Annotated in this window: 25 protein-coding genes and 1 riboswitch; of the genes, 22 read left to right on the forward strand and 3 right to left on the reverse strand. The window is 65.3% G+C overall.

All coding sequences use genetic code 11. The features are described from left to right. Positions 1–67: 67 nt before the first annotated feature. Complete coding sequence (gene smc, locus AC1MCA_RS18410) at positions 68–3,676, forward strand: chromosome segregation protein SMC (protein ID WP_479799738.1); 3,609 nt, start codon at positions 68–70, stop codon at positions 3,674–3,676. A 56-nt stretch (positions 3,677–3,732) separates the two neighbouring features. Further along, positions 3,733–4,935 (forward strand): signal recognition particle-docking protein FtsY, encoded by a 1,203-nt coding sequence (gene ftsY / locus AC1MCA_RS18415; protein ID WP_479799739.1) that lies wholly within the window; start codon positions 3,733–3,735, stop codon positions 4,933–4,935. Between the two features lie 64 nt (positions 4,936–4,999). On the opposite strand, the gene AC1MCA_RS18420 is transcribed toward ftsY, so the two are convergent. Next, positions 5,000–6,241: an MFS transporter gene (locus AC1MCA_RS18420; RefSeq protein WP_479799741.1), complete on the reverse strand. Its 1,242-nt coding sequence runs from the start codon at positions 6,239–6,241 to the stop codon at positions 5,000–5,002. A 226-nt stretch (positions 6,242–6,467) separates the two neighbouring features. Between AC1MCA_RS18420 and AC1MCA_RS18425 the strand changes: the two genes are divergently transcribed. Continuing rightward, positions 6,468–7,802, forward strand: a complete 1,335-nt coding sequence (locus AC1MCA_RS18425; protein WP_108598434.1) for an ammonium transporter — start codon at positions 6,468–6,470, stop codon at positions 7,800–7,802. Next, the gene (locus AC1MCA_RS18430; protein WP_108598433.1) at positions 7,799–8,137 is read left to right on the forward strand and encodes a P-II family nitrogen regulator; all 339 of its coding nucleotides are present in this window, start codon (positions 7,799–7,801) and stop codon (positions 8,135–8,137) included. Before AC1MCA_RS18425 ends, AC1MCA_RS18430 begins: the two co-directional genes overlap by 4 nt. A 110-nt stretch (positions 8,138–8,247) precedes the next feature. On the opposite strand, the gene AC1MCA_RS18435 is transcribed toward AC1MCA_RS18430, so the two are convergent. Continuing rightward, positions 8,248–9,678, reverse strand: a complete 1,431-nt coding sequence (locus AC1MCA_RS18435) for a glucose-6-phosphate dehydrogenase (protein ID WP_479799742.1) — start codon at positions 9,676–9,678, stop codon at positions 8,248–8,250. 89 nt (positions 9,679–9,767) lie between these two features. On the opposite strand from AC1MCA_RS18435, the gene ffh reads away from it, so the two are divergent. Further along, positions 9,768–11,348, forward strand: a complete 1,581-nt coding sequence (ffh, locus tag AC1MCA_RS18440; RefSeq protein WP_479799743.1) for a signal recognition particle protein — start codon at positions 9,768–9,770, stop codon at positions 11,346–11,348. 97 nt (positions 11,349–11,445) lie between these two features. Next, positions 11,446–12,180 carry an alpha/beta fold hydrolase gene (locus AC1MCA_RS18445; RefSeq protein WP_479799744.1) on the forward strand — a complete coding sequence of 245 codons (735 nt, stop codon included), beginning with the start codon at positions 11,446–11,448 and terminating at the stop codon, positions 12,178–12,180. Here the strand turns inward: AC1MCA_RS18445 and thiC are convergent. Next, on the reverse strand, positions 12,163–13,989 hold the full coding sequence (gene thiC, locus AC1MCA_RS18450) for a phosphomethylpyrimidine synthase ThiC (RefSeq protein ID WP_479799745.1): 1,827 nt from the start codon (positions 13,987–13,989) through the stop codon (positions 12,163–12,165). The two genes, AC1MCA_RS18445 and thiC, sit on opposite strands and share 18 nt — an antisense overlap. Beyond that, a riboswitch (TPP riboswitch) is annotated at positions 13,984–14,091 on the reverse strand. (Overlaps the previous gene by 6 nt.) Positions 14,092–14,233: 142 nt before the next feature. Here thiC and AC1MCA_RS18455 point away from each other — a divergent pair. From AC1MCA_RS18455 to AC1MCA_RS18530, 16 genes are all read left to right on the forward strand, one after another. Continuing rightward, positions 14,234–15,109 (forward strand): VOC family protein, encoded by an 876-nt coding sequence (locus AC1MCA_RS18455; protein ID WP_479799746.1) that lies wholly within the window; start codon positions 14,234–14,236, stop codon positions 15,107–15,109. A gap of 119 nt (positions 15,110–15,228) precedes the next feature. Beyond that, entirely contained in the window at positions 15,229–15,666 is a 438-nt protein-coding gene (locus AC1MCA_RS18460; protein WP_479803451.1) for a hypothetical protein, read from the forward strand. A 194-nt stretch (positions 15,667–15,860) separates the two neighbouring features. Next, positions 15,861–16,277: a 30S ribosomal protein S16 gene (gene rpsP, locus AC1MCA_RS18465; RefSeq protein ID WP_479799747.1), complete on the forward strand. Its 417-nt coding sequence runs from the start codon at positions 15,861–15,863 to the stop codon at positions 16,275–16,277. Between the two features lies 1 nt (position 16,278). Further along, the gene (locus AC1MCA_RS18470) at positions 16,279–16,521 is read left to right on the forward strand and encodes an RNA-binding protein (protein ID WP_056349097.1); all 243 of its coding nucleotides are present in this window, start codon (positions 16,279–16,281) and stop codon (positions 16,519–16,521) included. Between the two features lie 112 nt (positions 16,522–16,633). Continuing rightward, positions 16,634–17,179, forward strand: coding sequence for a ribosome maturation factor RimM (rimM, locus tag AC1MCA_RS18475; protein ID WP_479799749.1), 546 nt, complete (start codon positions 16,634–16,636; stop codon positions 17,177–17,179). Further along, the gene (gene trmD / locus AC1MCA_RS18480) at positions 17,180–18,010 is read left to right on the forward strand and encodes a tRNA (guanosine(37)-N1)-methyltransferase TrmD (RefSeq protein WP_108599782.1); all 831 of its coding nucleotides are present in this window, start codon (positions 17,180–17,182) and stop codon (positions 18,008–18,010) included. A 242-nt stretch (positions 18,011–18,252) separates the two neighbouring features. Next, positions 18,253–18,612 carry a 50S ribosomal protein L19 gene (gene rplS, locus AC1MCA_RS18485; RefSeq protein ID WP_108599783.1) on the forward strand — a complete coding sequence of 120 codons (360 nt, stop codon included), beginning with the start codon at positions 18,253–18,255 and terminating at the stop codon, positions 18,610–18,612. Positions 18,613–18,690: 78 nt separating this feature from the next. Then, positions 18,691–19,374 carry a signal peptidase I gene (gene lepB, locus AC1MCA_RS18490; protein ID WP_479799750.1) on the forward strand — a complete coding sequence of 228 codons (684 nt, stop codon included), beginning with the start codon at positions 18,691–18,693 and terminating at the stop codon, positions 19,372–19,374. After that, on the forward strand, positions 19,375–20,220 hold the full coding sequence (lepB, locus tag AC1MCA_RS18495; protein WP_479799751.1) for a signal peptidase I: 846 nt from the start codon (positions 19,375–19,377) through the stop codon (positions 20,218–20,220). A 65-nt stretch (positions 20,221–20,285) separates the two neighbouring features. Next, on the forward strand, positions 20,286–21,008 hold the full coding sequence (locus AC1MCA_RS18500) for a ribonuclease HII (protein WP_479803453.1): 723 nt from the start codon (positions 20,286–20,288) through the stop codon (positions 21,006–21,008). A gap of 57 nt (positions 21,009–21,065) precedes the next feature. Continuing rightward, positions 21,066–21,392, forward strand: a complete 327-nt coding sequence (locus tag AC1MCA_RS18505; RefSeq protein ID WP_108599785.1) for a DUF2469 domain-containing protein — start codon at positions 21,066–21,068, stop codon at positions 21,390–21,392. A 121-nt stretch (positions 21,393–21,513) separates the two neighbouring features. Continuing rightward, positions 21,514–21,870 (forward strand): YraN family protein, encoded by a 357-nt coding sequence (locus AC1MCA_RS18510; RefSeq protein WP_108599786.1) that lies wholly within the window; start codon positions 21,514–21,516, stop codon positions 21,868–21,870. Beyond that, positions 21,871–23,415 carry a YifB family Mg chelatase-like AAA ATPase gene (locus AC1MCA_RS18515; RefSeq protein WP_479799756.1) on the forward strand — a complete coding sequence of 515 codons (1,545 nt, stop codon included), beginning with the start codon at positions 21,871–21,873 and terminating at the stop codon, positions 23,413–23,415. It abuts the gene before it with no gap. 12 nt (positions 23,416–23,427) lie between these two features. Next, positions 23,428–24,612: a DNA-processing protein DprA gene (gene dprA, locus AC1MCA_RS18520; RefSeq protein WP_479799757.1), complete on the forward strand. Its 1,185-nt coding sequence runs from the start codon at positions 23,428–23,430 to the stop codon at positions 24,610–24,612. A 51-nt stretch (positions 24,613–24,663) separates the two neighbouring features. After that, entirely contained in the window at positions 24,664–25,590 is a 927-nt protein-coding gene (locus AC1MCA_RS18525; RefSeq protein ID WP_479799759.1) for a tyrosine recombinase XerC, read from the forward strand. Positions 25,591–25,862: 272 nt separating this feature from the next. Next, entirely contained in the window at positions 25,863–26,366 is a 504-nt protein-coding gene (locus tag AC1MCA_RS18530; RefSeq protein ID WP_108598472.1) for a DUF3145 domain-containing protein, read from the forward strand. Positions 26,367–26,440 lie beyond the last annotated feature (74 nt).

The following is a 26,440-nucleotide window of genomic DNA, read 5'->3' on the forward strand; positions in this document are numbered from 1 at the left end:
TGCCGCCCTGACCCAGTAGATTTGGGGCAGCAGAAACAGCTCAGCCACTCAGGAGATCCGAAACACCTTGCACCTCAAGAGCCTGACCGTCCGGGGGTTCAAATCGTTCGCGTCCGCCACGACCTTCGACTTTGAGCCAGGCGTCACAGCCGTGGTGGGACCCAACGGCTCGGGCAAGTCCAACGTCGTGGACGCGCTCGCCTGGGTGATGGGTGAGCAGGGAGCCAAGACACTCCGTGGCGGCAAGATGGAAGACGTCATTTTCGCCGGAACCTCGGGGCGTCCACCCCTGGGCCGGGCCCACGTCTCGCTGACCATCGACAACACCGACGGCGCGCTCCCCATCGAATACAGCGAGGTCACCATCTCGCGGACCCTGTTCCGCACCGGCGGCTCCGAATACGCCATCAACGGAGCCGGCTGCCGGCTCCTGGACATCCAGGAACTGCTCTCCGACTCCGGCCTGGGCCGGGAGATGCACGTCATTGTGGGCCAGGGCCAGTTGGACAAGGTCCTGCACGCCACCCCCGAGGACCGCCGAGGTTTCATCGAGGAAGCCGCCGGAATCCTCAAGCACCGCCGCCGCAAGGAAAAGACGGTCCGCAAACTTGAGGCCATGCAGGCCAACCTCCAGCGGCTCAACGATCTGACCAGCGAAATCAGGCGCCAGCTCACCCCGCTGGGCAAGCAGGCCGAGGTGGCACGCCGGGCCCAACGGGTCCAGTTCGACGTCCGGGATGCCCGCGCCCGGCTCCTGGCCGATGACCTCGTCAGTCTTCAGAGCTCGCTTGACCAGGATGTGGCGGATGAGAAGGCACTCAAGGCGCGCAGGCTCGTTGTGGAGCAGGAACTCGAAGCCGGACGCAGACGGCTCGCGGCACTCGAGCAGCTGGCGGCCGAGGCGACCCCCAGGCTCAATGCCGCGCGGGATACCTGGTACCGGCTTTCAGCATCGCGCGAACGTCTTCGCTCCCTCGGATCCCTGGCCCAGGAACGCAGCCGGCTTCTCGGCTCAGTGGACGCAGAGCCGCACACCGGACGGGACCCGGACCAGCTGGAACGCCAGGCAGCACGGGTCCGGGACGAGGTGACGGACCTCGAACGCCACATCCTTGACAAAGCCAGTGCCCTGGAAGCAGCAACCGCAGCCAGGACGGCGGCCGAGCGGGCATCCCAGGCTGAAGAGAAACGGCTGACGGCGGTCCTCCGCGCCGCGGCCGACCGTCGTGAAGGACTCGCCAGGCTTGCGGGCCAGGTGGGCGCTGCGCGGTCCCGTGTGGAGTCGGCCCAGGCCGAGCTTGGCAGGCTGCGGGACTCCCTGGCCTCCGGCACTGAACGCAGGCGGCAGGCGCAGTCCGAATTCACCGCGCTTGAGACACAGGTAGCCGGTGTTGAGGAAGGCGAAGAAAGCCTCGACGCCGAGTACGAGGAAGCAAGCGCGGAACTGGACGCAGCAATCCAGGAGATTGCCGGCCTCAACGCGGCGCAAGCGGAGGCCATGCGCGAACGTGACGCGCTCGTGGCACGCCGTGATGCGCTGCAGCTTGGACTGAACCGCAAAGACGGCGCAGCCCATGCACTCAACGCCGGATTGGCCGGAGTGACCGGCACGCTGGCGGCAGAGCTGAGCGTTGAAGCCGGATTTGAAACGGCCATAGCTGCGGCGTTGGGTGGGGCTTCCGAAGCCATCCTTGTAGAAGACCCGGAGGCTGCTGCAGGTGTGCTGCGGCTTTTGAAAGCCGACGACGCCGGCCGCGCCGCGCTGCTCCTGAAATCCGCCGCGCAGCCCTCGACGCCTGCACCGAACCCGGCGCCGGCCGACAAGCTGCCGCGTGGACTGCCCGCCGGAACACAGTATGCTGCCGGGCTCGTGACGGCGTCTGCAGCAACCATGCGTGCTGTCACATCGCTCCTGGCCGGGATCGCCGTCGTCGATGACCTGGTAGCCGCAGCCCGCCTCGTCGCGGTGAATCCGGAACTGACCGCCGTCACCAGGGCCGGGGACGTTTTTACAGCGTTGACAGTCACCGGCGGGTCCGCCAAGGCGCCATCGCTGCTGGAGGTTCAGGCCGCCGTCGACGACGCCGAGTCCCGCCTTCGCAGCGTCACGGCCGGCCTGGAACGGAACAGGTTTGCGCTGGCCGGCGCCACGCTCAGGCGCACAGATGCACAGAACCGGGCTGACGCCGCCCTGGACCGGCTGCACGATTCCGATGCCCGGCTCGCGGCAGTCGCAGAGCGGTTGGGCCACCTGAATTCGGTCCTCCGCAGCGCTGTGGGGGAGAGCGACAGGCTTGCCGCATCCCTTGCCAAAGCCGAGGCCAATGTGGTCACCGAGGAGGAGGCGCTCGCCGCCGTCGCCTCCCGGCTGGCCGCTGCGCAGGAGGCGCCCGCCGAAGCGGAACCGTCCACAGACCACCGCGATGCCCTGGCCCTGGCCGCCTCGCAGGCGCGATCTGCTGAGATGGAGGCCAGGCTCACGCTCCGCAGCGCCGAGGAGCAACTGACCGCCACCCGCAACCGTGCCGTGTCCTTGGAACGCGCGGCGGCCACCGAACGCCGGGCCCGCGAAGAAGCAGCGGAGCGTGCGCGTCGCCGCCGCAGCCAAGCGAGGCGCGCAGCCGCAGTATCAGCCGCTGTGGCGCTTGCAACGCGGTTCATCGACGTTTCAGTGGGGCTCGCCGACCATGAACGCGACCTCGCCGAGGAGAACAGGGAGCAGCGGGACCGCGGACTCCTCGAAGCCCGGACTGCCACCGGGGCCCTGACCGCTGAGCTGGCCGAGCTGACAGACTCTGTCCACCGTGACGAACTTGCCCGCGCCCAACAAAAGGCACGGATCGAAGCCCTGGAAACCCGGTCCATCGACGAACTCGGCATCACCGCCGACGTCCTCGTGGCCGACTACGGTCCGGATGTACCTGTGCCCGTGCCGGCGGGGGAAAGCACCGACAAATGGGCCGCGTTGCGGGCTCCCGTAGATGACCAAGGCGCCCCCGTCATAGAGGGAAAGCCCTTCGTCCGCGAGGAGCAGGAGAAACGCCTCCGGAAGGCCGAGCGCGACCTGTCCAGCCTGGGCCGGGTCAACCCGCTTGCCTTGGAGGAGTTCGCCGCGCTGGAGGAACGGCACCAGTTCCTGAGCACCCAGCTGGAGGACCTGAAGGCCAGCCGCAAGGACCTGCTGGACATCATCAAAGAAGTGGATGACCGCGTGCAGCGCGTTTTTACTGAGGCCTTCGACGACACACAGGCGCAGTTTGTCCGGGTCTTTGCCCGGCTCTTTCCCGGCGGCGAAGGCCGCCTCGTCCTCACCGATCCTTCGGACATGCTCACCACGGGAATTGAGGTCGAGGCGCGGCCCGCAGGCAAGAAGATCAAGCGGCTCTCACTCCTGTCCGGCGGCGAACGCTCCCTGACGGCCGTCGCACTGCTGGTGGCCATCTTCAAAGCCCGGCCCTCGCCGTTCTACGTCATGGACGAGGTGGAAGCCGCCCTGGATGACACCAACCTCAGCCGGCTCATCACGATCTTCGAAGAGCTCCGGGAGTCCAGCCAACTCATTGTGATCACGCACCAAAAGCGGACCATGGAGGTTGCTGACGCGCTGTATGGGGTGACAATGCGGGGAGACGGTGTGTCCACCGTTATCAGCCAGCGGCTGGGTGCGGACGCATAGCGTTCGCGCAGGCCGCGGGCCCCGAACGGCTGCCCCGTTTGTGAGAAGCTAGGGGAGTGAATGACATCCTCCCCATTATTCTGTCCATTGTTGCTGCCCTGGCGGTTATTGGCGGGCTGATCCCGGTCCTGTTGAAGACGCGGAAGAACATCACCCGGTACACCGGTACACGCGATGCCAATGATCCCGTCGGCGGCGGGGGAACACTGCTCGAAGACAAACCCGTGGCCCCGGCCGGGCGCAACGCTCCCGCCGGCGGCGATCTCGAAGACCTTGAGGTTACCGAGGTTCCGGACGACGCTGCCGGCCTTGAGATTATCCCGGTTGAGACCCCCCTTCCCGTTGCCGGCCGCCTGATGCGGCTGCGGGAGCGCCTGGTCCGCTCCAACAACGTCCTGGGCAAGGGCCTGCTCGCGCTGCTCTCGAGTGACCGGATCGACGAGAGCGTCTGGGACGAGGTTGAGGAGACCCTCCTGTTGGCGGACCTGGGAACAGAACCCACCATGCAGTTGGTGGATGCCCTCCGGGAACGCGTCAAGGTGCTTGGGACACGGACGCCCGAGCAGGTCAAGGCGTTGCTGCGCGAAGAACTGATCAAACTGGTGGATCCCACCATGGACCGCAGCCTGAACGTTACCCGCCATGCGGACAAGCCGGCCATCATGTTGGTGGTTGGCGTGAACGGCGTGGGTAAGACCACCACAGTCGGCAAGCTCGCGCGCGTGCTTGTCGCCGAGGACAAGGACGTGCTGCTGGGCGCGGCGGACACCTTCCGCGCTGCCGCGGCGGAGCAGCTTGCCACGTGGGGCCAGCGCGTGGGCGTACCCACGGTGAAGTCCGACGTCGACGGCGCGGACCCCGCCTCGGTCGCCTACGAGGCGGTCAAGGCAGGAATTGACCAGGAAGTCGACGTGGTCATGATTGACACGGCGGGGCGCCTGCAAAACAAGACAGGCCTGATGGATGAGCTCGGCAAGGTCAAGCGTGTCATCGAGAAGCTGGCTGAGGTCGATGAGGTCCTGCTGGTGCTCGACGCCACCACCGGCCAGAACGGCCTCAACCAGGCCCGCGTCTTCGCCGAAGTGGTGAACATTACCGGCATCGTCCTGACCAAGCTCGACGGCACCGCCAAGGGCGGGATTGTTGTGGCGATCCAGAAATCGCTGGGCGTCCCGGTCAAGCTCATCGGCCTCGGCGAGGGAGCCGATGACCTCGCTCCCTTTGAGGCCGAAGGCTTCGTGGACGCGCTGCTGAACTGACAACCCGCCTGCACCTTCGAGGGGTGGGGTCCCACCGCTAAGCCCAGGCTTCAGCGGTGGGACCTCACCCCTCGTTGCGTTTCAGCGGCTCGGCGGTGACGGCCCAGACCGCCGCCGCCAGCACCAACACACCCCCTGTGACGCCAAAGGCCCAGCCGTATCCCAGCCGATCGGCCAGGACGCCGGCCAGGACCGGGCCGGCGATCGCCCCGACGTCCGAGGTCATCTGGTAGGCCGCCAGGACCCGCCCGCCGGACCGTTTGTTCCCGATGACGTCCGCCACCGCAGCCTGCTGCGCGGGTCCCAGCAGGCCTGACCCGACGCCGGCCACAGCAGAGGCCGCAAGGAACCAGCCCAAATGGCCGGTGAAGCCGATGGCTGCCGTGGAAAGTCCGGCGACCAGCAGCCCGGCCACCATCATGGGCCGCCGGCCGATGCTGTCCGCCAAACGCCCGGAAACGGTCAGCGCAGCTGCGTTCCCGGCAGCAAACACCGCCAGGGCAAGGCCTGCGGCTTCCGGGCCTGAGCCCAGGGCGGCGACGGCGAACAGGGGGACTGTCGCCATCCGCACCCCGAAGGTCGCCCATCCGTTGGCGAAGCTCGACAGCAACGATGAGCGGTACGCGCCAATTCCCATAGCTTCGGCGAAGCGCATGTCCGGGGCCTGGCTGCCAGCCGATTTCACCGCCAGGGGTGCGTGGCTGAGCTGGGTCTGCACCACCACGGCAGCCAGGACCAGGGCTGCCGCGTAGCCCAGGAACGGAACCCGCAGCCCGAAGCCGGCCAGCAGCCCGCCCACAATCGGTCCACAGACGTTGCCTATCAGAAATGCTGACGCATATGCCCCCGAAACCCTGCCCCGGCTTTCGGGCGGTGCCAGCCTGACCACAAGCGCCATGGATGCCACCGTGAACATCACCGAACCCACCCCGCCCAGCCCCCGGAAGACCAGCAGCTGCCAGTAGTCCTGGGCGAAAGCGCACGCCGCGGTCGACGCGGCCACGATGAGGAGCCCGGCTACGTAAACGGGCCGCTCGCCCAGCCGTCCGATCAGGGCGCCACCTGCCGGGGCGAACACCAGGCGCATGAAGGCGAAGATGCTCACAATCACGGCAGCAGCGGTGGCTCCCACATCAAAGGTTGTTGCGAATTGCGGCAACACGGGCGCAACGAGACCGAATCCTAGGGCAATGAGGAACGCTGCAGCCAACATCACCTTGATGTCCCGGGGAAGCCGCCCCCGATCGGGACGAATAATCGCCAGGATCCGTGTTGTGACGCGGCTCACGCGGGATGGTGTTGGCATAAGGGTAGGTTCCTTGCAAAATCAGCGGCCGGGCGTCGGCGGCAACGATGAAACATAACCGTAACAAGCCAGATATGCACCATTTACTTCATTGAGGTTGTTGTAACAAACCCGCAATCTAAATCCTCCGCGGGCGAAACACGGCAGCGACAAACTCGATGCAGGACGCAAAAGGCGTTGGCAGGCGGACTGGTCCGCAGAATCGATCATAGGGAGGACGTGCACCATGGAACTTACCGCAGGTCACGTATGGCTCATGGTATCGGCAGCACTCGTGCTGTTCATGACACCGGGTCTGGCATTTTTTTACGGCGGCATGACGCGCGCCAAGGCTGCACTGAACATGATGATGATGAGCTTCATTTCCATCGGCATGGTCGGTGTGGTGTGGGTACTGTGGGGTGCCTCAATGAGCTCCGGGGAAGGTTTCCTGCAGATCGTCGGCAGCCCCTTCGCCACATTCGGCCTGGAAGGAATCTCCACTCCTGACGGCCTCATCAAGGTGGGCTACGCCGCCACCTTCGCCATCATCACTGTGGCACTGATCAGCGGTGCGATCGCTGACCGCGCCAAGTTCGGAGCCTGGTCAGTCTTCGTCCCGGTCTGGGTCACACTGGTCTACTGCCCGCTTGCCTACATGGTCTGGGGCGGCGGCCTCTTCGGTCCCGAAGGCGCGATCGGGCAGGCCCTCGGCCCGGCCATCGACTTCGCCGGCGGCACCGTGGTCCACATCAACGCAGGTGTTGCAGCGCTGGTTCTGGTCCTGATCATCGGCAACCGCAAGGGCTTCGGCAAGGACCCGAACCACCGGCCCCACAACATCCCGTTCGTCATGCTGGGCGCGGCCATCCTCTGGTTCGGCTGGTTCGGTTTCAATGGCGGAGCAGCCACCACTGCAGAGCAGGGCGGCCTCATCTGGGTCAACACCCTCGCCGCACCGGCCGCTGCCATGCTCGGCTGGCTCATCACTGAACGGATCCGCGACGGCCACCCCACCTCCCTGGGTGCCGCATCCGGTGTGGTTGCCGGCCTCGTCGCCATCACCCCTGCCTGCGCCAACGTCAGCCCGGTGGGCGCCCTTGGCCTCGGCCTGATTGCCGGTATTGCCTCGGCCCTGGCCGTCGGCCTCAAGTTCCGCTGGGGCTTCGATGACTCGCTGGACGTGGTGGGCGTGCACCTGGTCTCGGGCATCATCGGCACCGTCGCACTGGGCTTCATCGCACTGCCCACCGACGGTGTCGGCGGCGGCCTCTTCTACGGCGGCGGAGCAGCACAGCTCTGGGCCCAGCTCGCAGCAGCCGGCATCGCCATTGCCTACTCGGCGATCCTGACGGCGATCATCGCCTTCGCCATCCACAAGACCATGGGCTTCCGGGTCTCCCAGGAACAGGAAGTGGTTGGTGTTGACCTCAGCCTGCACGCAGAAACGGCCTACGAGTTCGGAGTGGGCGGCCACGGCGGAAGCTTCCAGCCGCTGCACGAACTGATCACCGGCAAGGGTACTTCCGGCGAAGCCAAGAAGTCAGAGGCCGCAACAGGCAAGGAAAGCGTAGAGGCATGAAACTGATCACAGCAATCGTCCGGCCGGAGAAGCTCGAATCCATCCGGGAGGGCCTGGAGGCGTACGGCGTCCAGGGGCTGACGGTCAGCGCAGCAAGCGGCTACGGCCGCCAGCGCGGGTACACAGAGGTCTACCGGGGAGCCGAATACAACGTGGACCTGCTGCCCAAGATCCGGGTCGAGGTGCTCGCCACTGACGAGCAGGCCGACGACATCCTGGACGTCATCATCGCCAGCTCCAACACGGGGCGGGCCGGTGACGGCAAGGTCTGGACCGTGGATGTCCATGAGGCAGTCAGGGTCCGCACCGGAGAACGCGGCGTAGCAGCGATCTAGCACCGCGGACGCCACCTGGCTCCACAGCAGGGCAGAAAGGCGGGCAGGGAACCTCGAAGGTTCCCTGCCCGCCTTTCTGTTTCAGTAACTATGAAGCCTGTTGAAGAAAGCTAATCCGCCGGCCCGGGGCCCGACCCCAAGGGGCCCCCTCCGGGACCTGTCCATACGGCGGGACCCGCGGAGCCGGCGTCGTACTCTTCCAGCGGAACAGTGCCGCGCTGCCAGGCCTTCAGTAACGGCTCAATGATCCGCCAGCAGTCCTCCGCGGTGTCACCGCGTACCGACAGCAGGGGATCACCGTTCAGGACCCCTTCGAGCACTTCGCCGTAGGGCAGCAGCTCCGAAGCGCTCAGCTCGGAATTCAGGGTGATCCGGCTCAGGCTGAAGATGCTCCCGGGGCCGTTCACATCGACGTCGAACTGAAGCGTATCCGGACCGAAACCGATCCGCAGCTGGTTGGGGGAGTCCACTCCGGTGAAGCCCGCCGGAAGGTGGGGGACCGGCCGGAAGGTGACCACGGCCTCCTTGCGCTTAAGCCCCAGGGCCTTGCCCGAGCGCAGGATGAAGGGAACGCCCTTCCAACGCCAGTTGTCGATTTCCACCCGGACCTCAGCCAGGGTCTCCGTGCCCTTGGCTGCATCCACCCCTGTTTCCTTCGTGTAGTCGGGGACTTTCCGACCGGCGATCGCACCTGCCGTGTAAACGGCCCGGCGCGTCGATTTTGCGTAGGGCGCGCTGATGCGGCTGGCACGCAGAACCGTGGCAATAGCGTCGCGGAGGTCCCGCTCGCCGATGGTGGCCGGCGGCTCGATGGCCACCAGCGCCATGATTTCCAGCAGGTGGCTCTGGATCATGTCCCGCAGCGCGCCGGCATTGTCGTAATACCTGGCACGTCCCTCCAGCGCCAGATCCTCATCAAAGATGATCTCCACCTTTTCCACGTGCTCGCGGTTCCAGACCGGCTCCAGGAAATTGTTGGCGAAGCGCAGGCCCAGGATGTTCAGCACGGTGGCCTTGCCCAGGAAGTGGTCCACGCGGTGGATGTGGTCCTCGGGAACCAGGGCAACAAGCGTCTGGTTGAGCGAACGGGCTGATGCCTCGCTGGAACCGAAGGGCTTCTCCATCACCAACCGCGTGCCGGCAGGCACCTGTTCGGGCCGCAGCGATTCGCAGGCGAGCTGGCTGACGTGGGGTGGGAGGGCAAAATAGACCGCTGTGGGCCCATCCAGTTCAGCCAGCAACGACGCCAAGGCCCCCTCGGCCGTCACATCCAACTGATGGTATTCGGTCGCCTTTGCCAGGGCCTTCAGGGCCTTCTTTCCTGCCGCGTCTGCGGTCTCTGCGGCCTCGGCGAAGGCCTCATGGACCCGGGCCCGCCACTTTTCGGCGGGCCAGTCATCGGAGCCCGCGCCCACCAGGTTGAGCCCTTCGGCGCGTCCCTTGGCTACCAGCCGGGCAAGGCCGGGCAGCAGCAGCCGCCCGGTCAGATCCCCGGAGGCACCGAGGATGAGCAGGGTTTTTACACTCGTTTGGCTCGTCACCTACGACAGCATGCCATCATGCAGGCCCGTCTTGGTACCCTAGATAGTCGAGTCCCACCTGTAACTCCACTGAAAGAAGTGCGCGGCGCGTGTTCAATTCACTCTCTGACCGGTTGACAGCAACCTTCAAGAATCTCCGTGGCAAGGGCCGCCTCACCGAGGCCGATGTCGATGCCACCGTCCGGGAGATCCGCCGCGCCCTCTTGGACGCCGATGTTGCCGTGCCCGTGGTGCGCGAGTTCACGGCCCGGGTGCGTGAACGTGCCCTCGGTGCAGAAGTTTCGGGGGCGCTGAACCCGAGCCAGCAGATCGTGAAGATCGTCAACGAGGAACTGGTGGAAATCCTCGGCGGCGAGACGCGCCGGATCCGCATGGCCAAGACCGGCCCCACCATCATCATGCTCGCCGGCCTCCAGGGTGCCGGTAAAACGACGCTCGCGGGAAAGCTTTCCAAGTGGCTGAAGTCCCAGGGCCACAGCCCCATCCTGGTGGCGTGCGACCTCCAGCGCCCCAACGCTGTCACCCAGCTCCAGGTGGTCGGCAAGCGTGCCGGCGTTCCCGTCTTTGCCCCGCACCCGGGCGCGACCTCCGAACTGGAACACCCCGCCGGTGACCCTGTCGCCGTCGCCCGCGCCGGCGTCGAGGAAGCCCGGCAGAAGCTGCACGACTTCGTCATCGTGGACACGGCCGGACGGCTTGGTGTTGATACCGAGATGATGGAGCAGGCGCGCCAGATCCGCCGCGCCATCGTTCCCAACGAAGTCCTCTTCGTCATTGACGCCATGATCGGCCAGGACGCCGTCAACACGGCAATGGCCTTCGATGAGGGCGTCAACTTCACTGGCATCGTACTGTCAAAGCTCGACGGCGACGCCCGTGGCGGTGCCGCGCTCTCAGTCGCGTCGGTCACCGGCAAGCCGGTCATGTTCGCGTCCACCGGCGAAGGTGTTGACGATTTCGAGCTCTTCCACCCGGACCGGATGGCTTCACGCATCCTGGACATGGGCGACGTCCTGACCCTGATCGAGCAGGCGGAGAAGAACTGGGACAAGGACGAAGCTGCCCGGATGGCGAAGAAGTTCGCCGACCAGGAAGACTTCACCCTGGACGACTTCCTCTCCCAGATGCAGCAGATCCGCAACATGGGCTCCATGAAGAAGATGCTCATGATGATGCCGGGTGCCCAGAACATCCGCCAGCAGCTCGAACAGTTCGACGAGCGCGAGATAGACCGCGTCGAGGCCATTGTCCGGTCCATGACCCCACACGAACGCGTTGCACCGAAGATCATCAACGGCTCCCGCCGGGCACGCATTGCCCGCGGTTCGGGCGTCCACGTGTCCGAGGTAAACGGCCTGCTGGAGCGTTTCGCCCAGGCCCAGAAGATGATGAAGAAGATGGCCCAGGGCGGCGGCATGCCCGGGATGCCGGGGATGCCCGGCATGGCTGGTCCAGGCGGGGCACGCAAGGGTGGCAAGAACGCCCCCAAGAAGAAGGCGCGATCGGGCAACCCGGCCAAGGCGGCCCAGGAGCTCAAGGACGCCGAAGCCCGGCGGGCGGGCGCCGCGAAGGCGCTTCCCACGGGTGCAGCGTTCGGCCAGCAGTCCGGCGACTTCGATCCCTCGCAGCTGAACCTGCCCAAGGGATTCGATAAGTTCCTCGGCAAATAGCCACGGGGCCCCTGGTATCCCGGTACGGCTTCGGGGCACGGAACGGCATGGGGTGCCGTGTCGAACGGATGTCGGCGCCGTCGAATAGGGTTGGGTCATGTTCAAGCAGAGGGTAGTGTTCGTGCACGGCGCCGGGCCCTTCGGGGCGGCGGCGTGGCCGCGGCAGCACGGAATGGCGCTTGCCTACGATGCACTGTTCCTGCGGCGCCACGGCTTCGACGCCCTCGCCGAACCGCTCGAATCCTCCTTCACCGAGGACACGGCGATCATCCTGCGCTCGTTGGCGGATGACGGCCGCGGAGGCTCCGGCGGCCACGTCGTTGCGCACGCCCAAGGCGCCATTGCCGCCATGATGGCGGCCGTCCAGCGCCCCGACCTCGTTTTTTCCCTGACACTGGTGGAGCCGGCATGCCTCTCCCTGACTGCTGAACTGCCCGCCACCTCTGCCCACGTGGCGCTGATGCGGCCGCTTTTTGAGGTCCGGCACCAGCTGGGCGATGAGGACTTCCAGCGCGAATTCGTCCGCAGGATGTTTGCAACGGACCTTCTGGAGCCCGCCACGCCGGAGGAAAAAAAGTCAGCCCGCCGGCTCCGGTTGCAGGCGCCGTCGTGGGAAGCGCCGTTGCACATCGTTCCGGGGGTCCCCACCATGGTCCTGACCGGAGGCTGGGAACCGCTCTACGAGGAAATCGCCGGCTACCTGCAGGAAACCGGTGCCCTGCACCGCATCAGCGCGGGTGGGCACCGGCCCCAGGATTCGGCGGAAGGCGACCGGGCCATCCGGTCATTCATCGCCGAAGTCAGCAGGTCAGCGTCAGTTCAGGCTTCCTGAATTCTTTTCGCCGCCGGCATCCGGTAACTGCAGTTCCGGCAGGTAGACCTTGCCGCCGGAGGCCATGAACTCCGCGCTCTTTTCCCGCATGCCCCTATAGGCGTCGGCAATCGCTGCCTGCGAATCGGCTGAACCGTACTCGTCCCGGATATCCTGGCTGATCCTCATCGAACAGAACTTCGGCCCGCACATGGAGCAGAAATGCGCTGTCTTGGCGGCCTCAGCGGGCAGGGTTTCGTCGTGGAACGCCTCGGCCGTCACCGGATCCAGGGACAATGCGAACTGGTCGCGCCAGCGGAACTCGAACCGCGCCTTGGACAGGGCATCATCCCGCTCATGGGCACCGGGGTGGCCCTTGGCAAGATCCGCCGCGTGCGCGGCGATCTTGTAGGTGATCACGCCGGTCTTGACGTCATCCTTGTTGGGGAGGCCCAGATGCTCCTTCGGCGTGACGTAACAGAGCATCGCCGTGCCGTAGCGGGCGATCTCGGTGGCCCCGATGGCAGAGGTGATGTGGTCATAGCCGGGGGCAACATCGGTCACCAGGGGGCCGAGGGTGTAGAACGGGGCGCCCTTGCACAGTATCTGCTGCCGCTCCACGTTCTCCCGCACCAGATGGAAGGGCACATGGCCCGGACCCTCCACCATTACCTGTACATCGAACTCCCACGCGCGCTGGGTGAGCTCGGCCAGCGTGTCCAGCTCGGCAAACTGAGCGGCGTCGTTGGCGTCCGCCGTCGCTCCCGGCCGCAGGCCATCTCCCAGTGAGAACGCGACGTCGTACTTCGCGAAGATTGAGCAGAGCTCGTCGAAGTGGGTGTAGAGGAAGTTCTCCTGATGGTGCGCGAGGCACCAGCCGGCCATGATCGAGCCGCCGCGGGACACGATGCCGGTTACCCTGTTGGCCGTCAACGGAACATAACGCAGCAGCACGCCGGCGTGGATGGTCATATAGTCCACGCCTTGTTCGCACTGCTCTATGACGGTGTCCCGGAAGATTTCCCAGGTCAGTGCGTTGGCTTCGCCGTTGACCTTCTCCAGGGCCTGGTAGATGGGTACGGTACCGATCGGCACAGGTGCGTTGCGGATGATCCACTCGCGGGTTGTGTGGATGTCCTCTCCGGTGGACAGGTCCATCACCGTGTCCGCACCCCACCGGGTGGCCCACTGCAGCTTGTCCACCTCGGCCGCGATGGAACTTGTCACGGCCGAGTTGCCGATGTTCGCATTGATTTTCACGAGGAAAGCCTTGCCAATGATCATCGGCTCGGATTCGGGGTGGTTGATATTGCTGGGGATGATGGCACGTCCTGCCGCCACCTCGCTCCGCACCAGCTCCACGTCGCAGTTCTCCCGCAACGCAACAAACCTCATCTCAGGAGTGATGATGCCCTGCCTGGCGTAGTGCATCTGGGTCACCGTCCTGCCTTCGACGGCGCGGCGGGGCACCGGCCGCGGTCCTTTCCACTCCGAGGAAGCAGCACCCCGGCGGACGGCCGAGCGGCCGTCGTCGAGCAGGTTCCGCTTTCTGCCGGAATAGGGCTCCGTGTCACTCCGCCCCTCAATCCACGAGGAGCGGAAGGGCTGCAGGCCGACGACGGGATCGCTGCCGGGGCCCGCGGTGCGGTACACCTGCAGAGGGGCGTTGGCTTCGCCGTTGGGGGAGGGCTCCAGGGCGATCTCGGTGACGGGGACCCGGATGCCGTTGTCAGGATCCTCGAGGTACGCCATGGAATGGGACTTCAGTGACTCGGTGTTGGTGATTGCCTCGGCGTGGACAGGGCTGTGCTGTGTTTCGGTGGTGCTCAAGGGATACTCACTTCCTTCGCCGGCATTACCCGGACAGGTTCAACGGTCGCAGGCAGCGTCAGCCTGATCTCAGCCCATGCTTGGGCCCCCGTGTGGTCGTAGAAGAAGCTACCACAGCAGGGGCTTACCTGGCTGAGTCGTCGATAGGGAAAAAGCAGCCCCTCTTGAATTAAATTGAAGCTTCAAGTAAATTGTCATTATGACGGCCTTCGAACCCGAAGACCACGGGACCCGGGAGTTTTCAATGACTGCAGAAGCAACCAGCCAGGATCTCCTTCCTGCCGATCTCACCATGGGCACCGTGATGCTCAAGGTGGGCGACATGAAGCTGATGACGGACTACTACCAGCGCGCCCTTGGGCTGGAGGTCGTCGCCGAGCAGGACGGCGGTGTCTACCTGGGCCGGCTGCAGCTGCCCCTGGTCCACCTTGCGGCTGCCCCCTCATTGAATCTTCCCGGCAGGGGCGAGGCGGGGCTCTTCCACACTGCGCTTCTCTTCGAGACCCGCGCCGCGCTGGCCGCCACCGTGGCAACCACCGCCCAGTATGAACCGCGGTCCTTCACCGGCAGCGCCGACCACCTGGTCAGCGAAGCTTTCTACTTCAATGACCCCGAAGGCAACGGCATCGAACTCTACTGGGACCGTCCCCGGGAAAACTGGTCCTGGGAGGGCACCGATGTGGTCATGGACAGCCTTGCCCTGCCGCCGCAGCGCTATCTTGAGCAGCATCTGACCCAGGAGTCCCTGGAAGGCCAGCAGGGTGCCGGGGCCGGCGTCGGCCATATCCACCTCCAAGTGGGCGATGTCCACTCCGCCCACCAGTTCTATGTGGAAACGCTTGGTTTCGAAAAGACCGCGGGCTGGCACGGGCAGGCACTGTTTGTCTCTGCCGGCCGGTACCACCACCACATGGCCATGAACGTGTGGAACAGCCGCGGAGCGGGGCCCCGCAAGGACACCCTGGGGTTGGGTGAGGTGCTGATCGAAGTGCCGTCAGGGGACGACGTCGGAGCGCTCGCCGACCGTCTGAAGGTGGCGGGCGTTGCCTCTCACCACACGGGAGCTGAACTGCGCTTCGAGGACCCTTGGCGCAACAGCATCCGCGTCGCCGTGCGCTGAGTTCAGGACCGGCCCGGAGTGTGGCCGGCCATGTACTAGGCTGAATCCGAACGGCCGGGGCGGCACCATAACGCTGCCCAACACAGTGCCGCACCGTCGACGGAATGAGGGCTGTTCCCATGGGCTTCACTGAAATCTTTGTTGCCACCCACGACGCCGCGCTCAAGCGCGCCCAGGTCCTCGATGCCGGAGGGTCGCCGGTGGGTCCTGCCCTGCGGATTCCAGGCGTCAGCGACTTCGAAATCGAACAGTTGGGTGACCTGGCCGGCGCTGCGGTCCACGCCGGCGGCGCCGGCTACGAACTGGCAATGGTCGACGTTGCCAGTGACTCCCTCCTCGGGGTACCACCGGCCATGGTGCGGGCGCTGGCGGACCTGCTCACCTACGAAACCGAGGGTGAAGGCAATGTCCTGGACGACGTCGCTGAACAGTGGGCGGCCCAGGACGACATGCCGTTCGGCGTGGCGGAGGCCCGCAACCATGTCCGGCAACTCGCTGAGCTGGCCAGCGGAATAGATGACGCGGACCGCAACGGACTGTACGTCTGGTCGTCCTAGAGTGCCGGCGCCTGCCTCCCCGGTACGTGTCAAGTCGAAATCCGGACGCTGATCTGGCACAATAAACAGGTACTCGATCTGCGTGGCCCCTCTCTCCGCGTCCGGATCCTGTCCTTCGAACCCTCAAGTATGGCCCGCCCCACGGGTGCAGAACGTCGGTTCACCCCCTTTCTGAAACAGGAGTGACCACAAAAGTGGCCGTAAAGATTCGCCTTAAGCGCTTTGGCAAGATGCGCGCCCCGTACTACCGCATCGTCGTCATGGACGCACGCTCCAAGCGTGACGGCCGTGCCATCGAAGAAATCGGCAAGTACCACCCCACCGAAGAGCCCTCATACATCGAGGTCGACACGGACCGTGCCCAGTACTGGCTCGGCGTCGGCGCACAGCCGTCCGAGCAGGTTGCCGCGATCCTCAAGATCACCGGTGACTGGCAGAAGTTCAAGGGCCTCCCGGGCCAGGAAGGCACCCTGAAGACCAAAGCTCCGAAGGCCGCCTTCGTTGCCCCGGAAAAGGGTTCCGTGATCATCCCGGAAGCCATCACCAAGAAGGCAAAGCAGTCTGACTCAGCCGAGGCCCCCGCCGAAGCAGAGACCACCGAGGCTGAGTAAATTGCTGGCAGAGGCGCTCGAACACCTGGTCCGGGGAATCGTTGATTCCCCGGAAGACGTCAAGGTCAGCTCGAAGAACAACCGCCGCGGGGACACCCTCGAGGTCCGTGTTCATCAGGATGACCTGGGACGGGTGATCGGCCGCCAGGGCCGCACCGCACGGGCATTGCGCACCGTTGTGGCGGCACTGGCAGACGGCGAACCGGTAAGGGTCGACGTCGTCGATACCGACCGCCGCCGCTAGCGCCCGGCAGTATCAGTTTTTTGCTCCGGCCCTTCCACCAGCAACGGTGGAGGGGCCGGAGTGCGTTGACAACACATACGGTGGGTAGTCCCACAACCGGACAGGGGAACAGATGCAGCTTCAGGTGGCACGAATCGGAAAACCGCACGGAATCCGCGGGGAAGTGACGGTCCAGGTGCTGACCGACGCCCCGGAGGACCGGTTTGTTCCGGGCACCGAGTTTGTGGTGGAGCCGGCATCGGCCGGCCCGCTGACCGTTGACAGTGCCCGCTGGAACAAAGACATCCTCCTGCTCGGGTTCGCCGGCATTGAAACGCGCAATCAGGCGGAGACGCTGCGCGGAGCCAAGCTGTTCATCGAGACTGAAGAGCTGGATAAGGACGACGACGAGGGCTGGTACGAGCACGAACTGGTGGGACTCGAGGCGCGGGTAGGCTCCCAAGTGGTTGGCAAGGTTGCCGCCCTGCACACCATGCCGGTCCAGGACCTCCTGGTCATTGAAGGCGCAGACGGCAAGGAAATCCTCGTTCCGTTCGTGGAGCAGATCGTTCCGGAAGTCAACGTAGCCGGCGGGTATGTCCTGCTGACGCCCCCGGATGGCCTGTTTGATATCAACTCCGACGACGCCGGGTCCGGCGAACCGGAAGGCAACGCGTAGATGAGAATCGACGTCGTCAGTATTTTCCCGGAATACCTGGCGCCACTGGAGCTGTCCCTCATCGGCAAAGCCCGCCAGGATGGACTGCTGGACCTTCACGTCCATGATCTCCGCTCCTTCACCACCGACAAACACCGGACGGTTGATGACACGCCCTACGGCGGCGGGGCCGGCATGGTGATGAAGGCTGAGCCTTGGGCCCAGGCGCTGGCGGCGGTGGCTGAAGCCAACCCGGGCAAAGCATCAAAACCGGTGCTGATCGTCCCGTCGCCCGCGGGGGAACGCTTCACCCAGGCGCTGGCCTATGAGCTGGCCGAAGAAGACCAGCTGGTTTTCGCCTGCGGACGCTACGAGGGCATCGACGAGCGTGTCATCGAATGGGCTGAAGAGCACTTCACCGTGCGCCCCATGAGCCTGGGCGATTATGTGCTCAACGGTGGCGAGGTGGCTGTCCTGGCCATGGTGGAAGCCATCGGCAGGCTGCTGCCGGGTGTCGTCGGAAACCCGGAATCCCTGGTGGAGGAATCCCATTCGGACGGACTCCTGGAATACCCGGTCTACACCAAGCCCTCCACGTGGCGTGAGCGTGATGTGCCCGCCGTGCTGCTGAGCGGCAACCACGGCAAGATTGCCCAGTGGCGCCGCCACGAGCAGTACCGGCGGACGGCGGAGCGCCGTCCCGACCTCCTTGAAACGTTCGACGCCGGGAAGCTGCCACGTGCCGACCGGACCGCCCTGGCGGACCTGGGGTACGACGTCGTCGACGGTCACCTCCGTCCCCGGGGACGCTCCGCGGCTGAGAAGGACGCCGGAACCGGCCCCTCTGCCTGAACCGTCAGGGTTTCCGTCAGCGGCGATTGGCTGTAGGCGTGCGAGTGTGGCAAAATTAGTCCTTGTGTCTGCTGGGTCCGCACCTGCTACAGGGGGAGCGCAACCAACAGCTGGACAACCCGGTACTTTCAACCAGTGAAGGAACCGGACCACTTAACTTTCGGCGGCAATTCCCGGGATAACCGGGCTTGGCCGCCGTGACCCAAAGTGAATGACCTGTGGCGTTCACCAGGAGTGCAATTATGCATATTCTCGATTCCGTAGATGCAGCTTCGCTGCGTACCGATGTTCCCGAATTCCGCGCGGGTGACACCCTCAAGGTTCACGTGAACATCATCGAAGGCAAGAACTCCCGCGTCCAGGTGTTCCAGGGCTTCGTCCTGGGCCGCCACGGCGATGGCCTTCGCGAAACCTTCACCGTCCGCAAGGTCTCCTTCGGTGTCGGTGTGGAGCGTACCTTCCCGGTTCACTCCCCGATCATCGAAAAGATCGAGGTCGTCTCCAAGGGTGACGTGCGCCGCGCCAAGCTTTACTACATGCGCGAACTGCGCGGCAAGGCTGCCAAGATCAAGGAAAAGCGCGACTTCCACACCGCCAAGTAAGTCCCTTAGGACTAACAAAGCAGGCCCCAGCCGTACCAGGCCAGCGCCATTCGTAACAGCGCCCCAGGAATATGGATCATGGACCAGACAAAACGCCAGCCCGGAAAAATGGGCTGGCGTTTTGCGTTGCCGGCACTCCTGCTGGCGGTGGCGCTCAGCGGACTGGTGCGCTCGCTCTGGCTTGATGTCTACTTCATTCCGTCCGGGTCCATGGAGCCGCTGCTGGAAGGCGGCGACCGGATCCTGGTCTCCAGAACCGACTTCCAGACCGACCCCATCCGCCGCGGCGACATCGTGGTCTTTGACGGGAGGGGTTCCTTCGCGCCCCTCAACAGTGGCCGTGGGCCTGTGCCCGATGCCCTTGCGGCAACGGGCCAATGGCTCGGACTGACCGGCAGTGACACCACCTACGTCAAGAGGGTCATCGGCCTGCCGGGGGATACCGTGGTCTGCTGCGACGCCGGCGGTAAGGTCACAGTGAACGGGCAAGCCCTTGACGAGCCGTACCTGTTCGACGGGGATAGGCCAAGCACCCAGATCTTCAGTGCGGTGGTGCCCGCTGGCCGGCTGTGGCTCCTCGGCGACCACCGCTCCGAGTCCGCCGACTCCCGGAGCCTGCTGGGTGCGCCGGGCGGGGGCATGGTTCCGTTGGACAGAGTGATCGGCAGGCCGCTCCAGATCGTCTGGCCACTTGATAGATTTGCTGGGATACCACGGCCGGCAGCGGCAGCAGCAGGACCAATGACAGAGGACGTACAGTAGATGCCCGAGAATCAATCCCGGATACCAGAGCCGCCCCGCGATGGTGCTCCCGGCATCTCCGCGGAAGGCACTGCAGCCGAAGCCGGCGCCCGGACGGCGGCGGCCGGGGCTGATACGGGAACAGCGGCGCCTTCAGCGGGGCGGCGGTCCGCGGCGCCCAAGGCCGAGCGCCAGGAACCAAGCCCGCTGTTTGTCTGGCTGAAGGAAATTGCCACAGTGGTGGTGATCGCAGTAGTCCTGTCCTTCCTCATCAAGACATTCCTCTTCCGCGCCTTCTACATTCCTTCGGAGTCCATGGTCAGTACCCTGGACGTCAATGACCGCATCTTCGTGAACCTCCTGGTGCCGGAGCCGTTTGCACTCTCACGCGGGGACGTTGTGGTCTTCAAGGACAACCAGGGATGGCTGACCGAGGCGCCCGAAGAAGAAAAAGGACCGTTCACGTGGGTCCAGGACGGCCTGACCTTCGTGGGCCTCCTTCCGGACAACTCCGAACAGCACCTCGTCAAACGGGTCATCGGACTCCCCGGAGACCACGTGATCTGCTGCGACGCCGGCGATAAACTGACCATTAACGGATCTCCCATCGATGAAAGCTACGTCAACACCGATGAAAAACCGCAGATCCGCGCCTTCGACGTCGTCGTTCCGGAAGGGAAGATCTGGGTCATGGGCGATAACCGAAACCATTCCGCAGATTCCCGCTCCCACCTGGACTCGAACGGCGGGTTTGTTGACCTTGAGGACGTGGAGGGCAAGGCAGCCGTCATCGCCTGGCCACTGAACAGGATCACCGTCCTCGACAACTACCCCAAAGTGTTCCGCGACGTGCCCGCAGGGGGCTAGCAGTGTCCGCAATCCTCCCCACAGCCACAGCCACAGCCACAGCCACAGCCACAGCCACGGCCGGAATACCGGTCCGCAAGACCGGGGCAATCCGGGCGAAACCGCCGACGCTCCGGCACGAACGGACCTTCAAAGCGCAGGGGGCCCGTTATCTGGCCGGCGTTGATGAAGTGGGCCGCGGCGCGCTGGCAGGCCCTGTCAGCGTCGGGATCGCCGTCGTCGATCTTCACAAGCAGAAGCCCCTCGCCGGCGTCCGGGACAGCAAGCTGCTCAGCCCGGCAGAGCGGGTGCGCCTCGAACCGCTGGTCAGAAGCTGGAGTGTGGCGTCTGCCGTGGGTCACGCTTCCTCCCGTGAGATCGACGATCTGGGGCTCATCGCGGCTCTGCGGCTGGCCGGTACCCGTGCGTGGCTGGACATCCTCGCAGCAGGCGTCAGCCCGGATGTGGTGCTGCTCGATGGCAGCCACAACTGGCTCTCGCCACCCGAGCAGCTTTCCCTTTTCGATGAGGCAGCCCAGGGTCCAGGCTGTGACGCTCCGGTCCACACCAAGATCAAAGCCGACATGCAGTGCCTCAGTGTTGCCGCTGCCAGTGTTATTGCCAAGGTTGAGCGCGACGAGCAGATGCGCGGCCTGCACCTCGAGTACCCGGATTTCGGCTGGGACCTCAACAAGGGCTATGCCACCGCGATCCACCGGGACGCGCTCCGTGCCGCCGGGCCCACTCCGTACCATCGCGTGAGCTGGAACCTCCTGGGTGGCGAACTGTTCCCCGAGGCCGGGACGTAGCAGCGCCGCACGGCTGCCGCGGCGCCCGCGGCCCTCTGAATGGTGCAAGATGGAAGCATGAGTGCAGAGGATCTTGAAAACTACGAAACCGACATGGAGCTGCAGCTCTACCGTGAATATCGGGATGTCGTCGGGCTCTTCAGTTACGTTGTCGAGACCGAGCGCCGTTTCTACCTCGCGAACCACGTTGATCTCCAGGCCCGAAGCGCCGACGGTGAGGTCTACTTCGACCTGACCCTGCACGATGCGTGGGTGTGGGACGTCTACCGTTCCGCGCGCTTTGTGAAGACAGTCCGGGTACTGACGTTCAAGGATGTCAACGTCGAAGAACTGCCACGCAATGAGGAACTCGCCCTGCCGAAGGACGTTGACCTCGGCAATTAGCTCCTTCCCGCCGGGCCACTGCTCCTCCACAAGGGCGCCATTTTCCTGAGGTTACCCACATAGACCCCTGGCACGGTGTCCTCCGCAGCCCTGCTCCCGCAGGCTGGTTGCGGAGGTAGAAATGAAATCCAAAGACCTGTTGGGCCGCCGCGGCGAGGACCTGGCCGCCGGCTATCTTGAAGCGCTGGGCATGCTGGTGGTGGAACGCAACTGGCGTTGCACCGAAGGCGAAATCGACATTGTGGCCCTGGATGGGGACGCTTTGGTCATCGCCGAGGTGAAAACCCGTCGGTCGCTGGACTACGGGCACCCGTTCGAAGCCGTAGGAGCGGACAAGCTGGCCCGGTTGCACCGGCTCGGTTCGGCATGGTGCCGGGACCGGGAGCTGCGGATGCCGCTGCGGCGCGTGGACGTCATCGCAGTGGTGGACGACGGCGGCGGCGAACCCCTGGTGGAGCACCTCAAGGGGGTGGGGTAGTTGGCTCTCGGGCGGACCTGGTCGGTGGCGCTCGTGGGCCTGAACGGGTACATCGTCGAGGTGGAAGCAGATATTGGCCAGACCCTGCCGAACTTCGTGATTCTGGGCTTGCCGGATGCCGCCCTTAACGAGGCCAAGGAACGGATACGTTCCGCCGCCAAGAATTCCGGAATCCCGCTGAGCCGGCGGAAAATCACCGCAAACCTCATTCCAGCGTCGCTCCCCAAACGCGGTTCGGGCTTTGACCTGGCCGTCACCATGGCCGTCCTGCGGGCAGCGAATGACATCAAACCCACCGGGCGGACCGTCTTCATCGCTGAACTCGGGCTGGATGGCCGGTTGAGGCCTGTGCGGGGCATCCTTCCCGCCGTCATGGCTGCCGTCCAGGCCGGCTACCCGGAGGTGGTCGTGGCCCATGCCAACCTGGCAGAAGCATCACTGGTGCCCGGGGCGAGGGTCCGGGGTTACCGGACCCTCGCCCGGCTTGCCCTCGATTTCGGGGCGGACCCCCAGGAGCTCGCCCTGGATTTCGAGCCGGAGGATGAGTGCAGCCAGGGTGACTCTTCACCCGCCGCCCGCGCTGTGCCTGACATGGCTGATGTCTCGGGGCAGGGCGATGCCCGGCGGGCCCTGGAAGTGGCGGCGGCCGGCGCCCACCACCTTCTGCTCATGGGGCCGCCCGGCGCGGGAAAGACCATGTTGGCAGAGCGCCTGCCAGGGCTGCTTCCGGACCTTGCGGACAACGAAGCCATGGAAGTCACCGCCATCCATTCCCTCTGCGGCCTGCCCTCGTCCGCTGTTGAGCTCCTGCGGCGTCCGCCGTTCGAAAACCCGCACCACTCCGCTACCGCTGCGGCCATTATCGGCGGGGGTTCGGGGCTGCCCCGCCCGGGCGCGGCGTCCCGGGCCCACCGCGGGGTCCTGTTCCTTGACGAGGCACCCGAGTACGAGCGGCGCATCCTGGATGCGCTGCGTCAACCGCTCGAAAGCGGGGAGCTGGTCATTCACCGCTCGGCCGGAACAGCGGCCTATCCCGCGCGGTTCCAATTGGTCCTTGCCGCCAACCCCTGCCCCTGTGGCAAGGCGTCCGGTAAAGGCCTCGACTGCACGTGCACGCCCATGATGAGGCGCCGCTACGTGGCCCGGATGTCAGGACCGCTGCTGGACCGCGTAGACATCCAACTTCAGGTGGAACGCGTCTCGTTGGCTGACTTCGGCCAGGCCGGAGCGGAGGAGGGCACGGCAGCTGTGGCGCGGCGGGTCGCCGATGCGCGGAGCAGGCAGGCAGAACGGCTCCGGCCTTTGGGATTGGAGACAAACGCCCAGGTCCCCGGCCGGATCCTCCGTGGCGGCCTTCGGCTGCCTGCCAATGCCACCCGGATTCTTGACCACTCGCTCGAACGGGGCGTCCTGACGGCCAGGGGATACGACAGGGTTTTGCGGTTGGCCTGGACGCTCGCGGACCTGTCCCATCGGGACATGCCCGATACCAACGACATCGGCCAGGCCCTGGGCCTCCGGCAGGCTGCCTCGGCAGCTGCGTGAAGGAAGAAGCACATGGAAAACGAACACCTCACCCGGGCGGCACTCTCCCGGCTCATGGAACCGCAGGACGCCGCCGGACTCGCCCTCGTGCAGGCGGCCGGTGCCCGGGACGCGTTGAGGATTGCCACGGGTCAGATGCAGGCCGGTCCGGAGCTCGAGCAGGAGATTTCGGGCCTACTGGCGGACAACGGCGCCGCCTCGGGCTGGGGTGGAATGGCGGCAGCACTCAAACGATGGGCACCACGGATTCCGGATCTAGCCCCCGCACGGGACCTTGCCACCCTGGCCCGGCTCGGTGGCAGGCTGATTGTGCCATCGGACGATCTTTGGCCCACCCAGCTCGGTGACCTCGGCATTCACGAGCCCATCTGTCTCTGGTGGCGCGGCCTCGAACAGGAACTGCCGGGCGTAGACAAGTGCGTGGCGCTTGTGGGGTCGCGGGACAGCACCAGCTACGGTGCCTCCGTGACTGGAGATCTGGCCTACTCGCTGGCGCAGAGGGGATTCACGGTTGTCTCCGGAGGGGCCTACGGAATCGACGCGCACGCGCACCGGGCGGCACTGGCCGGAGCATCCGGGGCAATGCCCACCATCGCTGTCATGGCGGGCGGGGTGGACCGGTTCTACCCGTCCGGGAATGAGGATCTCCTGCGGGCAGTGTGCAACCAGGGGGCCGTACTCGCCGAAGTCCCGCCGGGGTCGGCGCCCACACGGTACCGCTTCCTGCAACGGAACAGGCTGATCGCAGCCCTGGCTGGTGTGACGGTCGTGGTGGAGGCGCGGTGGCGTTCCGGGGCTCTGAACACTGCGCATCATGCTGAGAACCTTGGCCGGGCGGTTGGTGCTGTTCCCGGTTCGGTGCACAGTGCCAACTCCGCTGGCTGCCACCGTCTGCTCCGCGACGGCGGTGCGGTCTGTGTGACGGACGCGGCCGAGATCGCTGAGCTGGCGTCGCCAAGCGGCCAAGGGCTTGCGGACCAGAAGACGGGCAGTGCTGCGGACCACGATGGTCTGACCCTCGAAGACCTGATTCTTCTTGATGCGTTGCCCCTGCGGTCCACAACGTCCGTGGATAAACTCTGCGCTGTTGCCGGCCTCAGCGCAGAATCGGTCCGGGCAGGGCTGGGCAGGCTGGGGCTTCTGGGGCTTGCGGCCTCAGAACGGGGCGGATGGAAACGGGCCAGGAAATCCGGCTAGTTCACTGTGTCCAGCACGTCGTGAGGGCCAGAATTCTGGGACAGTAGGACAGTGGAGAATCAGGAGCTGCCCCGGGCGTTCGAGCAGGCACTTGCCGGTTTCGGCAGGTACCTGACTGCCGAGCGTGCCCGGTCCGGACATACACTGCGCGCCTACCTTTCCGACCTTCGCAGCCTGCTCGCGTACGCCGCCTCCGAAGGCATTACGGACCTGCCGGGCCTGGAGCTGGGCACGTTCCGGCGTTGGCTGGGGGAGCAGAGCCAGGCCGGAATCTCCCGGTCCACCCTTGCCCGCCGGTCCGCGACTGCCAGGTCGTTCACCACGTGGGCCATGCGGGAGGAACTTCTCGTGACTGACCCCGCCCTGCGGTTACGGGCCCCCAAAGCGGAGAAGTCGCTTCCCGGGGTGCTTCAGGCCGGGCAACTCCAACGGCTGCTCCACAGCCTGGAGGAAGCAGCGTCGGGCGGAGCGCCGCTTCCGTTACGCAACCGGGCCATGGTCGAACTTCTCTATGCCACGGGCGTACGGGTAGGGGAGCTGGCAGGACTGGACATTGACGATCTCAACCCGGACCGCCGGACCCTGCGCGTGATCGGCAAGGGCAACAAGGAACGGACCGTGCCCTATGGTGTTCCGGCAGCGCTCGCCGTTGACGACTGGCTCCGCAGGGGCCGCCCGGTCCTGGCCAATGACCACTCGGGCCCTGCGCTTTTCCTCGGTTCCAGAGGCAACCGCGTGGACCAACGCCAAGTCAGGGCCGTGGTCAAGGACCTCTTCGAGGCTTTGGGGGACACCTCCGCAACCGGACCCCACGCGCTGAGGCATACCGCGGCCACCCACCTGCTCGACGGCGGGGCGGATCTTCGCGCAGTCCAGGAAATCCTCGGCCACAGCAGCCTGGCCACCACCCAGATCTACACCCACGTCTCAGTGGAACGCCTCCGCAGGAGCTACCAGCAGGCCCATCCCAGGGCCTGAGGGCCCGGGATCAAAATTGCGGGCACGAATAGTCCGTTCACGTTTCCCGGCTTGGAATCGCACTGGCGTAATTACGCGGTGTACGGCACAATAAGAGTCAAGTCCGGCAACTTTCAAGTTTCGCTTGAAGCTCATCCGCTTCAGGTGTCACAGCAGGTGCCGGACACAGTTTAATATCCGGGCAGGAAAACCGCCGCTGGAGGGCAGGGCAAGGCAGTTTCATCCAGGCAGAGGTCGTTGGGGAAGACGTACCTACAGCTATGGAGGATGGAATGTCTGTTGCAATGACCCGTGGTGTGCTGTTTGTTCACTCAGCCCCTACCGCACTGTGCCCGCACGTTGAGTGGGCCATTGGATCCGTCGTGGACAAGCGTACGGATCTTGAGTGGACCCCTCAGCCTGCCGCGCCCGGAATGTTCAGGGCCGAGCTTTCCTGGACCGGGACCCCCGGCACCGGCTCGCAGCTGGCGTCCTCGCTCCGCGGCTGGGCGCATCTGCGCTACGAGGTCACCGAAGAACCGAGCCAGGGCGTTGACGGTGGGCGCTGGTCGCACACCCCCGAGCTGGGGATCTTCCACGCCACAACGGACGTACACGGGAACATCATGGTGTCGGAGGACCGGATCCGCTACGCCTACGAATCGGGCGCCGGCGATCCCTCAGCCGTGTACCACGAGCTTTCGCTGGCCCTCGGTGAGGCCTGGGACGAGGAACTCGAGCCCTTCCGTCACGCGGCGGAAGGCGCCCCGGTCCGCTGGCTCCACCAGGTAGGCTGACTCTCCGTAGCGCCCCCGGCCCCACCTGCGCCATCCACCAGGGCCGGCGGGTACTCCACGGGCCAGGAACTCCA

It is taken from the genome of Arthrobacter sp. BK1, assembly GCF_056680055.1.